Raw genomic sequence first — 14955 nt, forward strand, 5'->3', positions numbered from 1 at the left:
CACCCACCGCTTGGGGAATCGGCCTCCGACAGTGGCGCGCGGGCACCACTGTCGGGTCCCTACAGATCCACGCGCTCAGGAAGCGGGCAGGTCGGCGCGGGAGAGCCCGGCGCAGAGGGCGGTGACCGTGCCGTCGTGGAGCACCGAGCGGTGCGCGAGGACGTTACGCACGGTGACGAGGAGGCGTACGAGTTCGGCGTCGTCCGGGGGCAGGGCGAGGGCGCCCGCCCGGTGGGCCGTCAGCAGCTCGCCGACCTGGAGTTCCAGGAAGGCCCGCTCGGGCGCTCCGGCCAGATACGGCGCCGGGCGCTGGAGGTAGCCGGCGACCACCGCCGCCACCGGCCGCTTCAGATGGCGCAGGGCCCGGCCGGCCAGCCGGTGCCGGGCCTCCTCGACCCAGGGCAGCAGGACGCGCTGCTGCGCCTGCGAGACGAGGGCGTCGAGGCGGGCGCGGGCGTCCTCCCCGGGCACCGCTCCCCCGCCGGGCGGGTACCAGACGCCGGGGTGGGCGCGGAGCCGTCCCTCCCAGGAGAAGACGTGGCCGCGGGACCACGCCTCGGCCAGGGCGGGTCCGGGGCGGCGGCGGGCGCCGGTGCGGTCGAGCGGCGGGCAGTCGGCGGGGCCGGGCGCCGCCGTGCGGGCGAGGGAGTCGCCGAGCGCGGCCCCGAGGCCGTCGAAGCGGCCGTCCCACCGCGCGGCGAGGTCGGCGGCGAGCTCCAGGTCGGGGCCGCACACCTCGACGACGGTCTCCCTGCCGAGGGCCCGGCGCAGCCGGTCGCCGAGGTGCTCGCCGCCGGGACCGGGGCGGCCGGTCCCGGCCCCGGCGGCCGGGAGGGCGGCGACCGCCGTGGCCGTGTCCAGCCGGCCGAGGACGCCCCACCACCAGTGCACGGCCGTGTCGGCCGGGTCGCGGCCCAGCTCGTCCAGGAAGGCGGCGGGTACGTCTCCGAGCCGGGCGACCGCGAGGATCCGGGGCCGCTCCCCCGGCGGCAGGCCGCCCGCCTTCGCCTCGGCCGCGAGCGTGCGGAACAGCCGCTCGATCCCGGCGCCGCGGGCCCCGCCGCGGTCCGGTCCGTGGCCCGGCTCCGGGTCCCGCTCCGCCCAGGCCCGTATCCCGATCACCGGGTGGGGACCGGCGTCGGGGCCGAGCAGACGGGGGAGCACGTCGTCGGCGTGCACCGACAGCTGCCGGGCGATCCTGCCCATCAGGCCGTGCGTGCCGTCCACGGCCCCTTCGAGGGGGGTGCGCGGGCTCGGGACGGCGGGCAGCGCGTCGCCCTGCCGCCAGCCGAGGTCGACGTCGAAGTCGTCGTCGTCGTCCAGGTCGAGCCGGGGCAGTTCGTCGCCGTCGGGCCAGCCGGCCGGCGCCGCTCCCGGGCCGCCCGCCGGGCCCCGGCCGTCGACCGCGGCGAGCGCGGCCTCGGGCTCCGGCACGTCGATCCCCGCGGGGGCGTGGGAGCGCACGCTCCGGTACAGCTCCTCCGCCTGCCCCGCCTCCGTCATCCGGTCGGGCAGCAGCCAGAGGCAGTTGCGGCCCTCCTGGAGGTCGCGGACGACCCGCCGCACCTGCGCCCGGACCCCGGGCAGCTCCGACAGGCTCCAGTGGTACGGCGCCTCCTCGGCCACGTCACGGCTCCCCGGCGGCCGAGCGGGCGCGGACGGCCCGGTACGTGACGGGCTCCAGGGCGAAGCCCTCGACCGTCCCGTCGAGGACGCCGAGCCGGTGCAGCCGGTCCAGCCAGAGGTCGGTCTCCTCCCGGGTCAGCTCGACGGCCGCCTGGATGTCGTCGCGCGGGGCGCCCTGTCCCTCGTCCACGTAACTGGACCAGACGGAGAGCAGGTCCAGGTCCCGGGCGTCGAGTCCGGACCGCTCCAGGTGCGCGTCGAGGTTGGCGGGTCTGGCGATGACCGCCTTGATCCGCTCCACGGCGCTCTCCAGCGTGGCCCCGTACACGGAGACGTCGGTGACGGCGTCCTCCATCCACCGGGGCCAGCCGCCGGTCGCGGCGACGAGCCGGTCGCGGTCCTCGCGGGACACGAAGGGACACTCCGACCAGGCGCGCAGGGCGTCCGCGCTCCAGCGCTCGGGGAAGAGCCGTCGGCTCGACAGGTCGGCGCCCTGGTCGGTGGCGTCGAGCTCGCCGACCCGCTCGACGTCCGAGAGGACGACCACGGAGCGGTTGTCCGTGCCGCCGCTGCGCCGCTCGGACCGGGCGGCCAGGGTGTCGGCGGGCCGGCCGGCGTGCGCCAGCAGCTGGCGCACCGCCTCGCGGAGCTCGTCGGCGGAGGCGCCGAGCAGGTCGGCGACGAGCACCTGGGCCTTGCGGTGCCGGAGCTTGAGGACCGTGCCGAGGTCCTCGCCGCGGGCGTACCCCAGGACGGTGACGCCGCGGTTCTCGGCGAAGGCGGCGACCGCCTTCTTGATCAGTTCCGGGCGGTGGAGCCGGGTCGCCCCGATGACCGTGACGCCGGGCTGGGCGGCCTCGTGCAGCTGCTCCTCGGTGAGCGGGCTGTAGCGCTGCACGCCCCGCTGGTCGCGGCCGAGGATGCGGCGCGCGGCGCGCGGGTTGTAGTCGTACGGCAGGCCGAACTCGGTCTCGCTCAGTTCGAGTTCGAGCTCCTCGCGGGTGCCGAGCATGTTGACGACGTTGGGGCTGCGGACGGCGAAGCGGGAGCGGTCCCCGAGCTGGATGAGGAGGCCGAGGCCGACCATCTCGGTGAGGAAGATCTGCACCTGCTTGGCGCTCAGCATCTCGAAGCCGCGCGACCACGCCTCCCGGGCGGCCTCCAGGAGCTCGCTCGCCGAGTAGTCGCCGCGGTAGCCGTCCTCGAGGCTGCGCAGGGCGATGACGAGGGCGAGGACCCGGTAGCGGTCCTCCAGGTTGATGGTGAAGCGCAGGCGTTCGGCGATCTGCTGCCGGACCGTCTCCGAGGCCGCGACCTTCTGCACGTCGTCCTCGGTGATCCGGACGGGCCCGACGGCGGGGGTGTAGGGGCGGGCGTGCAGGACCCGGACCAGTTCGCGGCAGAAGATCTGCACGAGGTTGGCCTGGTAGTTGGTGATCGCGAGGATCCGCCAGACCAGCTCCGGCCGTTCGAAGAAGTGGCCGAGCGCCGCCATGGGTTCGGTGACCAGGCGCACGGCGGCCCGGGTGCCGAGGGGGCCGATGAGCACGTCCGGGCCGCCGTGGACGGTGGAGACGTTGGAGAGGTGGCCGAACCGCTGGACCTGGTGGAGACCGGCGAAGACGATCTTGAAGCGGCGTTCGGTCTGCTCCATCAGGCGCTGGAAGTGCATGACGTTGGGGAAGGTCGACTCGCTGCCGACCCGGAAGGCCCGCCGGGAGTCGGTGTTGAGGAAGGCGTCGGCCTCGTCGGCGAGGACCAGGATGCGGCGGGTGGGGTCCTGGTCCAGCCAGTCACGGATGTTCTTGACCACCGTGTCCGGCGCGGCCTGTTCGGACATCTTGCTGGTGAAGACCCCCTTCCGCTTGAGGTCCTCGACCAGTCTGCTCCAGATCCGCTCCGGGGCCTCGGCGTGCCCGATCTCGGCCTTGAGCAGGTCGAGGTAGACGGCGACATGGGCGTCGGAACCGCTGGGGAAGACGTCGGCGACCCGGCGCAGGAGGGCCGACTTGCCGAGCTGCCGGCCGCCGTAGAGGAACATGCCGCCGTCCCGGCCCATGACCTCCCGCATCTCCTCGTCGCGCCCGTAGAAGACCTCCGGCGGCACCAGGCCCGCCACGAAGGGCGTGTACGGGTTGTACGTCGCCCAGGGCAGCGTGACCCGCTGGAGCGAGCGGAAGGAGCCCGGGGCCCTGGCCGCCATCCACCCCATCACGGTGGAGTCGACGACGAGCGCCTGCTGGGCGGAGGAGCGGGCGGACTCGGCCAGCGCGCGACGGCCCTCGGCGCCCAGCGGATGGAGGTAGAGCACGATGTTGGCGCCGACGTCGGCGTCCTCCAGGTGGGCCAGCGGGCCGTCGGCCGGCTGCTCCTCCCAGACCAGCAGGACGGTGTACGTCGTCGAGCGCGACCCGAGCGTCGCGACGTACCCGGGACGCTCGGCGACCCGGGCGCGGGCCTCGAAGCGGCGCATGCCCTGGCCGCGGGCGACGGGCGCGGGCGTGAGCTGGTGGGTGGAGAGCTGGAGGCCGAGCAGCCGGAGCACCCGCGGGATGTGCTGCTGCCACTGGCCGCTGCGGGCGCGGGCCGTGCACAGCGCCTCCCACGACTCCAGGCCGCTGCGCGCCGCCTGGGTGAGCGAGGGCTCCCGCCCGCCGTAGTGGGACGCCCACCAGCGGGCGCTGACGCCCTCCCCGCCGGCCTTCGGGGCCTGCGGGGAGATGGCGCCGGTGAGGAAGTCGAGGAGTTCCGCGTCGTCGTCGGCGAGCCGCTCGGGCAGCGGCTTGCGGCTCGTGGCGAGGGAGAGGAACTCCTGCGCCGTCACCGTGTCGCCCTCGTCGATCAGCCGGGCGATCCGGTCCCGGTCGTTCGGCGCGAGCGGGTGCTCCGGGTCGGTCCTGAGCTGTTCGAGGTCCTCCCGCAGGCGGCTCTTGGCCTTCTCGACCAGGGCGCCGAGCTCGGCCTCCAGCTCGTTGAGCGAGGCGAGGGCGAAGCGGTACCGGCCGGACTCCTCGCCGTCCGCGAACTGCTGGAGGCGGCCGGCGAAGTGCCGCTCCCGGTCCGGCGCCAGCTGGTTCAGGGTCCGCATCTGGGCCAGCAGCTCCGCCGCCAGGGTGTGCCGCTCGCCCACCTGGCGCCGCCACCGCTCGTGGGCCTGGGCGAGCTGCCGGCCGGCGGCGTCGCGCCACTCCGGGTCGGGGCAGCCCATCGCGGCCGGCGCGCGCTCGACGGCGGCGATCAGCGCCTTCGCCAGGTGCAGGTCACCCGTCTCCAGGTACCGCTCCAGGGCCTGCGCGGGAGCGGCGGGGGCGAGCAGCGCGGCCATCCGGAGCGCGGTGCGGGGGTCGGCGAGGTCCGGCTCGCCGTCCGGGTGCCGGGGCAGCTCGCAGAGGCCGAGCAGGCAGTCGCCGGACGGCACGGGGCCGCCGTTCTCCCGGAGCCGGTCGGCCGCGTCGTCGGACGCGAGCTGCTCGCCCGGCACGGTCGGCGCGCCGACCAGCCAGGCGCGGAGCAGCCCGAGGGCGGCGCCGCCGACGCCCGACGGGACCGGCTCGTCGGCGACCCCGCGCAGGGCGCTGCCCAGTTCGGGGATGCCCCGCTCGCTGGCGCCGGCCGAGGGCCGGACGGCGGAGTGCGCGGCCTCGGCCCGGATGAGCAGTTCGCCGACGGACCGGCAGGCGGCGTGCAGCTGCCGCAGGGCGCCGGCGGTTATCGGCTCCTTGGCCTGCTTGGACGTACGGAACAGCGCGTCGGCGTCCTCGATGATCCGGTCGATCCCCTCGGTCCGCCACAGCTCCTCACCGGCCTCCCGGAACCCCGGGGAGCCCGCCGCCGGGCTCCGCTCCGCCCAGGCCACGCACTCGTCGAGGGCCTTGTGCAGCCTGCCGGAGGGGCCGATGAGGTACTTCAGCACCTGGGAGGCCCGCTGGTACTTCATCTTGCGGCGGGGCAGGTCGTCGAGGAGCTGCCGGGCCGTCTGGGCGATCTCCTCGCGGAGCTGGGCGGCGTTCCGCTCCTCGTCGGTCTGGAGCGTCCCGGGCTCGAAGCCGCGGCCGTCCCGGACCGCCGCCACCAGCACGTTGAGCAGCTGCTGCCAGGGGGAGGTCAGCCCGGACGGCATCACGAACCCGCTGACCAGCCCGTGCGGCCAGCGGGCGGTGAGACCGGCCCGGAGCGCGGCGGCGAGCGCGACGAGGTGCGCCTCGCGGTCCTCGCCGGACAGCGGGGCGTCGAACTCGTGCGTGATCTGCACCGGCGTGGCCTCGCTGTCGCTGACGCACCCGAAGGCCGCCGCGGCGAAGGCCAGCGCCCGCGCCCGCTCGTCGCTCTCGCGCGAGGCCCGCGTCACCCAGTAGGCGTCGGCGACCCGCCCCTGCCCCAGCAGCCGCGCGACCGGCGACTCCGCGCCCGTCTCCCACGGCGCCCCGGGGTCCCAGTCGGGCTGGACCACCCCGACGGGCCAGTCCTCCTCGGGGAGGGCGGCGGCCCCGGCGGAGCCGGACCTCGCCGCGACCGGGGCGGGCGCGGGCGTCGCGGCGGCGGCCGGGGGCGCCGACGTGCCGGGCGCGGGCGTCTTGGCGCTCGGGGGCGCAACCGGGGCGGGCGCGGAGGCCCGTGCGCCGGGCAGGAACGTGGCCGGGGCGGACGGCACGGCGGCGGACGGCACGGCGGCGGACGTCGCCGCCGGGGAACCGGGCGACGGTGCGGGCTTGGCCGGGGCGGGCACGGAGGCCCGCGGGCCGGACAGGGACGTGACCGGGGTGGACGCCGGCGTACCGGGCGCGGCTCCGCGAACGTCCGCCGGTACGCCCGGGGCGGGCGCGGACCCGACCGGGGCGGGCGCGGGCGCCGGGGAGCTGGGCACGGGCGCCGGTGCGTCGGCGGGCGCGGGCGCCGCCGTACCGGTCACGCCATGCACCGTGCCTGACGGTCCGCCGGTGGGCGGCTCGGCCTCGGTCGGGGTAGGGGTCGGCGCCGAACCGCCGTTCCGGGCCGGGACGTCCGCCAGGGCCGGGGACCGGCCATCGGCGGGCTCGGGCTGGGGCCGGGGCTCGGCCAGGGCCCCTGGCTGCGGCGCGGTCCGGGCCGGAATCCGGGCCTGGCCCTCCGCCTGAGCCCGGGTCTCGTTCTCGTTCTGGGCCTGGACCTCCGCCTGAACCTGGTTCTGGCCCTGGCCCTGAGCCCCGGCCTGGCTCTCGGCCTGAGCCGGACCCTCGGCCCGAACGTGGCTCCCCGCCTGCGCGTGGTTCCCGTCCAGGGCCTGGCCCTCGGCCTGCGCCGGGGTCGGGTCGGGCGAGGGGCCGGGCTGTCGGGGCGGTTCCGGCTTCGTCGGAAGGGAGGGCGCGGCGGGCCGGGCCGGGGTGCCGGTGCCCTCCGGCGGCCGGGGCACGCCGGCGGGGGGCTCCTCGGGGGCGGGGACGCCGAAGGCCGCGAGCTGCTGCTGGACGCGCCGCAGGACGCGTTCCAGGTCGGCCGCCTCCTCCTCGTCGTCCGCGACGGCTATCAGTCCGGCGTAGGTCACGGACTTCCGGCGCAGCTCGGCCAGCTTCTCCTCGCGTCGGCCCACCTCCTCCTCCGCCGCCGCGTAGCCGCCGCCCGGGGGCCAGGTGCCGCCCGCGGCCGTCAGGCGCGCGGCGAGTGCCCGGCGGGACCTGGCCCATTCCGGTACGCCGTCGACCGCCGCCGTCAGCACCGCGTCGGACGGCTGCCGGCCCTCCGTCAGGTCCGCGGCGAGCGCCCGGAGTTCGTCCGCGAGGTTCTCGCCGGTCCGCCGCAGGAGGGCGAGGGACGTGTGGAGCTCGGAGAACAGATCAGGTCCCAACACGGTGTCGACCGCCTCACTCTGGGGTTCCTCGGGGGAAACGGCTGGGGCTTCTTCTCGCGTCGCCTCGGGCTCGGGCTCGGGCTCGGCCTTGGGCTCGGGCTCGGGCTCGGGCTCGGGCTCGGCCTTGGACTCGGCCTCGGTGAAGGCCGGTCCCACGGCTCGGGCGTCCGGTGGCGGCCGGCGGTTCGCCGCGGCGCGCAGCCGCGTCTCGTGCTCGTGGGCCAGCGCGCCCGCCGGCAGCGACTCCGTACGGGGGACCAGCAGGCCGTACAGCGCGCAGTGCGCGAGCGGGGGTTCGAGGACTTCGAGCATGGCCGAAAGTTGATCGACGGTGGGCTCGGCGAGGACGTGGTGCGGCCACCCGTACTCCTCCTCCAGGAGTCTGGTGACCCAGCCGAGGCCGCAGACCGCCGCGCTCGTCAGGTGGGGCGCCTGCGCCTTGGCCAGCCAGACCCGCACGGAGGTGATCTCGCGCCGTGAGGGCGCCACCCGGCGGGCCCTGGACTCGGTGCCGTGCACGCAGTTCTGCCCGCGCAGGCACGGATGCCAGGTCAGAAGGGTGCGCAGCTCCTCCTCTTCCAACGACATGAGCCACGACTTGATGTCATTCACCCGCCCGCGCATGGGCGGATCCTGCCACTCTGCGTGTCCTTGCCCTATGCCCTGGGTCTATTCCCGGACATCTCTCGCCGTTACCTAAAGAGGAGTTGACAGCCGAGCGCGCCACCGTCCGGGGAAAATGTGCCGGAGAGCGCGACGCGGCGTGATTCACTTCCGGTTGCCCGTCAACCGCAGCAGGTTCCCGTCACGCAGAGAGCGAGGCCGCTCGTGGTCCATCAGATCGACCCACACTTCCATGCCCTGCCGTTGAGGGCGCTCGCCGACGCGGCGCTCGCGCGGGCGCGGGCGCTCGGCGCCGAGCACGCCGACTTCCGCCTCGAAAGGGTGCGCAGCGCCGCGTGGCGGCTGCGGGACGCCCGGCCGGCGGGTTCGTCGGACACCACCGATCTCGGGTACGCGGTGCGGGTGGTGCACGGCGGGGCCTGGGGCTTCGCCTCCGGGGTCGACCTGACCATGGACGGGGCGGCGCGGGTCGCCTCGCAGGCCGTGGCCATGGCGAAGCTGTCAGCGCAGGTCATCGCCGCGGCCGGCTCCGACGAGAGGGTCGAGCTCGCCGCGGAGCCGGTGCACGCGGACAAGGTGTGGATCTCCTCGTACGAGGTCGACCCGTTCTCCGTGCCGGCCGAGGAGAAGAGCGCGCTGCTCGCCGACTGGTCGGCGCGGCTGCTGCGGGCCGACGGGGTGGCGCACGTGGACGCCTCGCTGCTCACGGTCTTCGAGAACAAGTTCTACGCGGACACGGCGGGCACCGTCACCACCCAGCAGCGGGTGCGGCTCCACCCGCAGCTCACCGCGACCGCCGTCGACGGCACCACCGGCGAGTTCGACTCGATGCGGACGATCGCGCCGCCGGTCGGCCGGGGCTGGGAGTACCTGACCGGGACCGGCTGGGACTGGGACAAGGAGCTGGAGGAGATCCCGGAGCTGCTCGCCGAGAAGATGCGGGCGCCGAGCGTCGAGGCCGGCCGGTACGACCTGGTCGTCGACCCGTCGAACCTGTGGCTGACGATCCACGAGTCGATCGGCCACGCCACCGAGCTGGACCGGGCGCTGGGGTACGAGGCGGCGTACGCGGGCACCTCCTTCGCCACCTTCGACCAGCTGGGCAAACTGGCGTACGGCTCCTCGGTGATGAACGTGACCGGTGACCGTACGGCCGAGCACGGCCTCGCGACGATCGGGTACGACGACGAGGGCGTCGAGGCGCAGTCCTGGGACCTGGTGAAGGACGGCACGCTCGTCGGCTACCAGCTGGACCGGCGGATCGCGCAGCTCACCGGCCTCGGCCGGTCCAACGGCTGCGCGTTCGCGGACTCCCCCGCGCACGTCCCGGTGCAGCGGATGGCGAACGTCTCGCTCCGGCCCGATCCGGGCGGCCTGTCGACGGAGGACCTGATCGGGGGCGTCGAGCGGGGCATCTACGTGGTCGGCGACCGGTCCTGGTCGATCGACATGCAGCGGTACAATTTCCAGTTCACCGGCCAGCGCTTCTTCCGCATCGAGAACGGCCGGCTGGCCGGGCAGCTGCGGGACGTGGCGTACCAGGCCACCACCACCGACTTCTGGGGCTCGATGGAGCAGGTCGGCGGCCCGCAGACGTACGTCCTCGGCGGCGCCTTCAACTGCGGCAAGGCCCAGCCGGGCCAGGTCGCGGCCGTCTCGCACGGCTGCCCCTCCGCCCTCTTCCGGGGCGTCAACATCCTGAACACGACGCAGGAGGCCGGTCGATGAGCTCCCGTAACACCAAGCCGTACGAGATCGTCGAGCGGGCGCTCGAACTGTCCCGGGCGGACGGCTGCGTCGTCATCGCCGACGAGGAGTCCTCGGCCAACCTGCGCTGGGCGGGCAACGCGCTGACGACGAACGGCGTGACCCGGGGCCGCACCCTCACCGTGATCGCCACCGTGGACGGTGCCGAGGGCGCCGCCTCCGGGGTGGTGTCCCGCTCCGCGGTGACCGCCGAGGACCTGGAGCCGCTGGTGCGGGCCGCCGAGACGGCGGCGCGGGCGGCCGGGCCCGCCGAGGACGCGCAGCCGCTGGTGACGGGCGTGCCCTCCTCCCCCGACTTCACCGACGCGCCCGCCGAGACCTCCTCCGCCGTCTTCGCCGACTTCGCGCCGGCGCTCGGCGAGGCCTTCGCACGCGCGCGTGCCGGCGGGCGCGAGCTGTACGGCTTCGCCCACCACGAGCTGACCTCCACCTACCTGGGGACCTCGACCGGGCTGCGGCTGCGGCACGACCAGCCCAACGGCACCCTGGAGCTCAACGCCAAGTCGCCCGACCGCGCCCGCTCCGCCTGGGCCGGGCGCTCCACCCGGGACTTCAAGGACGTCGACCCGGCGGCGCTCGACGCCGAGCTGGCGGTCCGGCTGGGCTGGGCCGAGCGGCGGATCGAGCTGCCCGCCGGGCGGTACGAGACGCTGCTGCCGCCGACCGCCGTGGCCGACCTGCTGATCTACCAGCTGTGGTCGTCGATGGCCCGGGACGCGGTGGAGGGCCGTACGGTCTTCTCCCGGCCCGGCGGCGGCACCCGGCTCGGCGAGACCCTCTCGCCGCTGCCGCTGACCCTGCGCAGCGACCCGAACGAGCCGGGCCTGGAGTCCGCGCCCTTCGTGATCGCGCACGCCTCCGGCGACGACGAGTCGGTCTTCGACAACGGCCTGCCGGTCGGCTCCGTGGAGTGGATGCGGGCCGGCGTGCTCGACCGGCTGATCACCACCCGGCACTCGGCGGGTCTCACCGGTCTGCCGGTGGCGCCGGGCGCGGGGAACCTGATCCTGGACGGCGGCGGGGAGCGCTCCCTGGAGGAGATGGTGGCCGCCACCGAGCGCGGACTGCTGCTGACCTGCCTCTGGTACATCCGCGAGGTCGACCCGGCGACGCTGCTGCTCACCGGCCTGACCCGGGACGGCGTCTACCTCGTGGAGAACGGCGAGGTGGTCGGCGAGGTCAACAACTTCCGGTTCAACGAGTCGCCGGTGGACCTGCTGTCGCGGGCCACCGAGGCGGGCCGGACGGAGCGGACCCTGCCGCGCGAGTGGAGCGACTGGTTCACCCGGGCCGCGATGCCCGCGCTGCGGGTGCCCGACTTCAACATGAGCTCGGTCAGCAAGGGCGTCTGACCCGCCTAGACTGGGCTGTCACCAAGCAACGATCCGAGGAGACTGACGACCGTGACGGACATCGTCGACGAGCTGAAGTGGCGTGGGCTCTTCGCCCAGTCCACCGACGAGGACGCCCTGCGCAAGGCGCTCGCGGACGGCCCCGTCACGTTCTATTGCGGTTTCGACCCGACCGCGGCCAGTCTCCACGTCGGCCACCTGGTCCAGGTGCTCACCGTCCGTCGGCTCCAGCAGGCCGGGCACCGGCCGCTGGCGTTGGTCGGCGGGGCCACCGGCCAGATCGGCGACCCCCGTCCGACCGCCGAGCGCACCCTGAACGACCCGGAGACGGTCGCGAACTGGGTGAACCGGCTGCGGTCCCAGATCGAGCCCTTCCTCTCCTTCGAGGGGGAGAACGCGGCGGTCATGGTCAACAACCTGGACTGGACCGCCGGTCTGTCGGCGATCGAGTTCCTGCGGGACATCGGCAAGCACTTCCGGGTCAACAAGATGCTGACCAAGGACTCCGTGGCCCGCCGCCTGGAGTCCGAGCAGGGCATCAGCTACACCGAGTTCAGCTACCAGCTGCTCCAGGGCATGGACTTCCTGGAGCTGTACCGGCGGTACGGCTGCACGCTCCAGCAGGGCGGCTCCGACCAGTGGGGCAACCTGGTGGCCGGCCTCGACCTGATCCACCGCCTGGAGCCGGGCGCCGAGGCGCACGCGCTGGCGACGCCGCTGATGGTCAAGGCGGACGGCACCAAGTTCGGCAAGACCGAGAGCGGCGCCGTCTGGCTGGACCCGGAGATGACCACGCCGTACGCGTTCTACCAGTTCTGGCTGAACGTGGACGACCGCGACATCTCCACCTACATGCGGATCCTCTCCTTCAGGTCCCGCGAGGAGCTGGAGGAGCTGGAGGCGCAGACCGCCGAGCGGCCGCAGGCGCGGGCCGCCCAGCGGGCGCTGGCCGAGGAGCTCACCACGCTGGTGCACGGCGCCGAGCAGTGCGCGGCCGTCATCAACGCCTCCAAGGCGCTGTTCGGGCAGGGCGACCTGGCCGAGCTGGACGAGCCGACGCTCGCCGCCGCGCTCTCCGAGCTGCCGCACGCGCGCGTGACCGAGCTGGGCCAGGTCGTGGACCTGTTCGCCGAGGTCGGCCTGGTGGCGAGCAAGTCGGCAGCGCGGCGCACGGTGAAGGAGGGCGGCGCCTACGTGAACAACGTGAAGGTGACCGCCGAGGACGCCGTCGTCGAGGTCGGCGAGCTGCTGCACGGCCGCTGGCTCGTGCTGCGCCGCGGCAAGAAGAACCTCGCGGCGATCGAGTTCGCCGGCTGACCGGCCGAGCGGGACATGCCGGGAGGCCCGGTACGGCGACCGACCGCCGTACCGGGCCTCCCGTTCTCCCCCGCCCGCCTCAGGCGCGCTGCCGGTTGCCCTTGAGCGAGGCCCAGACCATGTCGCCGACGCCGACCACGACCACCGCGCCGATGAGCTGGAGCAGGTGACGGGTCCAGTCGATGCCCTTGGTGTCGTTGACCCCGATCCAGGTGGCGACCGCGTTGCCCAGGACGCTGCCCAGGATGCCGAAGATCGTCGTCAGCCAGAGCGGGATCTGCTGCTTGCCCGGCAGGATCGCCTTCGCGATCAGACCCAGGACGAACCCGACGATGATCGCCCACAACCAACTCATAGCCGCCTCCTCGTACGCATGTGGCCCCAGTCTCGACCCGTCGGCCATACGGCGCATGTCGGACGGGGCCGTATGCGCCCCGGTCTCGTCGGCCCGGGAACGTGGGCGTACGGTGGTGGTCCGAGGCCCGGACCGGGGAGGGTCCGGCACGAGCGGCGGGTGGTGGAACGCGATGCGGAAGCGAGGGGGACCCGAGGTCTTCCGGATCACCGGGGCCCGACAGGGACTGGCGGACGACGTCCGGGGCAGACAGCGGCGGTACGTCATCTCCATGGGCGTCCGGACGCTCTCCGTGATCGCCGCCGCGGTGCTGTGGAACGTGGAACGGCACGTGGCGGTCGTGGCGCTGGCGCTCGGGGTGCTGCTGCCGTACATCGCGGTGGTGATCGCCAACGCGGGCCGCGAGTCCGCGCCCACGCTCCCCTCGACGTTCATGCCCACGCCGGTGCGTCCCGCGCTGGGCGCGGACGAGGGCGGAACGGAATCCGGAGCGGAACGCCCTTACGGGCAGGGCTGATCCGGGTCGACCCGCCCCGGTGACGGAACGTGACGGCGAACCCGTCGGGAACCTCAAGAAAAGCTCAGATCAATCGTGAAGTTCCGGTGCACCGCACCCGGGGTGCCGTGACATACTGCGTACGCGCTCCGCATCCCCCGTCGGAGCGACGGACCGATGCCGGGCAGCTCCCCCCGTGGCTGCTCGGCATCGCCCTTGCTGGACAATGATCGGGTGAGCGAAGAGAAGCCGATCTGTTCCGCCAAGGGCTGCCGCGCCGACGCCGTCTGGGTCCTCGCGTGGAACAACCCCAAGCTGCACACGCCCGAGCGGCGCAAGACCTGGCTCGCCTGCGAGGAACACCGCGAGCACCTCTCGCAGTTCCTCGGCGTGCGGGGTTTCCTGAAGGACGTCGTGCCGTTCGCCGAGTGGGAACCCGCGGACCCCGGCTCAGCCGCCGATCGCTGACATCGGCCGGTCCGGCTGGAGGAAGCTCGGGTCGTCCAGGCCCGAGCCGGCCTTCTTCCCCCACATCGCCTTCTTCCACAGCTCCGCGACGTCCGCGTCCGGCGCGTCCGAGCGGAGCGCGGCCCGCAGGTCGGTCTCCTCGGTGGCGAAGAGGCAGGTGCGGACCTGACCGTCGGCGGTGAGCCGGGTGCGGTCGCAGGCCCGGCAGAACGGGCGGGTGACGGAGGCGATGACGCCGACCGTGTGCGGTCCGCCGTCGACGACCCAGCGCTCGGCCGGGGCGGAGCCGCGCTCCTCGGAGCCCTCGGGGGTGAGGGTGAAGCGGGTGCGCAGGGACTCCAGGATGTCCCCGGCGGTGATCATGCCCTCGCGCTTCCAGCCGTGCTGGGCGTCGAGGGGCATCTGCTCGATGAAGCGGAGCTCGTACCCCTCCTCGATCGCCCAGGCGAGCAGGTCGGGGGCCTCGTCCTCGTTGAGCCCCGGCATCAGGACGGCGTTGACCTTCACCGGGGTGAGGCCGGCCTCGCGGGCGGCGGCCATGCCGTCGACGACGTCCCGGTGGCGGTCACGGCGGGTGAGGGTCTTGAAGACCTCGGGCCGCAGGGTGTCCAGGGAGACGTTGACCCGGTCGAGGCCCGCCGCCTTGAGGGCGGTCGCGGTGCGCTTCAGTCCGATCCCGTTGGTCGTCAGCGACATCCGGGGACGGGGCTCCAGGGCGGCGCAGCGCTCGACGATCCCGACGAGGCCGGGGCGGAGCAGCGGCTCGCCGCCGGTGAAGCGGACCTCGGTGACGCCGAGGTCGGTGACGGCGATCCGGATCAGCCGGACGATCTCGTCGTCGGTGAGCAGGTCGGGCTTGGCCAGCCACTGCAGTCCCTCTTCGGGCATGCAGTAGGTGCAGCGCAGATTGCACCGATCGGTGAGGGAAACACGCAGGTCAGTGGCGACTCGGCCATATGTGTCGAGGAGCACCGGTCCCCCTCCCCTTCTCCAGGTTCGCTTCTTTTCCGAGCCTACGTGACCACGCGGACATCGGGCACGGGCCGATTGTCACGAGGACGGCACCGGCCGCGTCGTAGAACTCTACGACGCGACCGGTGGTTGGCTGCGGAACGTATACGAGCGG

General features: G+C 74.2%; 9 protein-coding genes. 5 read left to right on the forward strand and 4 right to left on the reverse strand.

The window, feature by feature from the left end:
- Positions 1 to 75 precede the first annotated feature (75 nt).
- Both ACFQ8C_RS12955 and ACFQ8C_RS12960 read right to left on the reverse strand, forming a co-directional pair.
- Positions 76 to 1626, reverse strand: a complete 1551-nt coding sequence (locus ACFQ8C_RS12955) for a hypothetical protein (protein WP_383455703.1) — start codon at positions 1624 to 1626, stop codon at positions 76 to 78.
- A gap of 1 nt (position 1627) precedes the next feature.
- On the reverse strand, positions 1628 to 8074 hold the full coding sequence (locus ACFQ8C_RS12960) for a hypothetical protein (RefSeq protein ID WP_383455706.1): 6447 nt from the start codon (positions 8072 to 8074) through the stop codon (positions 1628 to 1630).
- Positions 8075 to 8278: 204 nt separating this feature from the next.
- Here ACFQ8C_RS12960 and ACFQ8C_RS12965 point away from each other — a divergent pair, with 204 nt between their 5' ends.
- From ACFQ8C_RS12965 to tyrS, 3 genes are read left to right on the forward strand one after another with little or no spacing between them, the layout of a single operon-like run.
- A complete protein-coding gene (locus ACFQ8C_RS12965) occupies positions 8279 to 9802 on the forward strand; it encodes a TldD/PmbA family protein (protein ID WP_383455709.1) in 1524 nt (507 codons plus the stop codon).
- On the forward strand, positions 9799 to 11193 hold the full coding sequence (locus ACFQ8C_RS12970; RefSeq protein WP_383455712.1) for a metallopeptidase TldD-related protein: 1395 nt from the start codon (positions 9799 to 9801) through the stop codon (positions 11191 to 11193). Before ACFQ8C_RS12965 ends, ACFQ8C_RS12970 begins: the two co-directional genes overlap by 4 nt.
- A 51-nt stretch (positions 11194 to 11244) precedes the next feature.
- Positions 11245 to 12510, forward strand: coding sequence for a tyrosine--tRNA ligase (gene tyrS, locus ACFQ8C_RS12975; protein WP_383455715.1), 1266 nt, complete (start codon positions 11245 to 11247; stop codon positions 12508 to 12510).
- A gap of 79 nt (positions 12511 to 12589) precedes the next feature.
- Here the strand turns inward: tyrS and ACFQ8C_RS12980 are convergent, their stop codons facing one another.
- Entirely contained in the window at positions 12590 to 12865 is a 276-nt protein-coding gene (locus ACFQ8C_RS12980; protein WP_383455718.1) for a GlsB/YeaQ/YmgE family stress response membrane protein, read from the reverse strand.
- A 172-nt stretch (positions 12866 to 13037) separates the two neighbouring features.
- Here ACFQ8C_RS12980 and ACFQ8C_RS12985 point away from each other — a divergent pair, with 172 nt between their 5' ends.
- Positions 13038 to 13382 carry a DUF3099 domain-containing protein gene (locus ACFQ8C_RS12985; protein ID WP_383455720.1) on the forward strand — a complete coding sequence of 115 codons (345 nt, stop codon included), beginning with the start codon at positions 13038 to 13040 and terminating at the stop codon, positions 13380 to 13382.
- Between the two features lie 213 nt (positions 13383 to 13595).
- Positions 13596 to 13829, forward strand: coding sequence for a hypothetical protein (locus ACFQ8C_RS12990; protein WP_383455721.1), 234 nt, complete (start codon positions 13596 to 13598; stop codon positions 13827 to 13829).
- Here ACFQ8C_RS12990 and moaA read toward each other — a convergent pair.
- Positions 13812 to 14801 (reverse strand): GTP 3',8-cyclase MoaA, encoded by a 990-nt coding sequence (gene moaA, locus ACFQ8C_RS12995; RefSeq protein ID WP_383455724.1) that lies wholly within the window; start codon positions 14799 to 14801, stop codon positions 13812 to 13814. The two genes, ACFQ8C_RS12990 and moaA, sit on opposite strands and share 18 nt — an antisense overlap.
- Positions 14802 to 14955: the final 154 nt, after the last annotated feature.

Source organism: Streptomyces sp. NPDC056503, assembly GCF_042794995.1.
Taxonomy (GTDB): Bacteria; Actinomycetota; Actinomycetes; order Streptomycetales; family Streptomycetaceae; genus Streptomyces.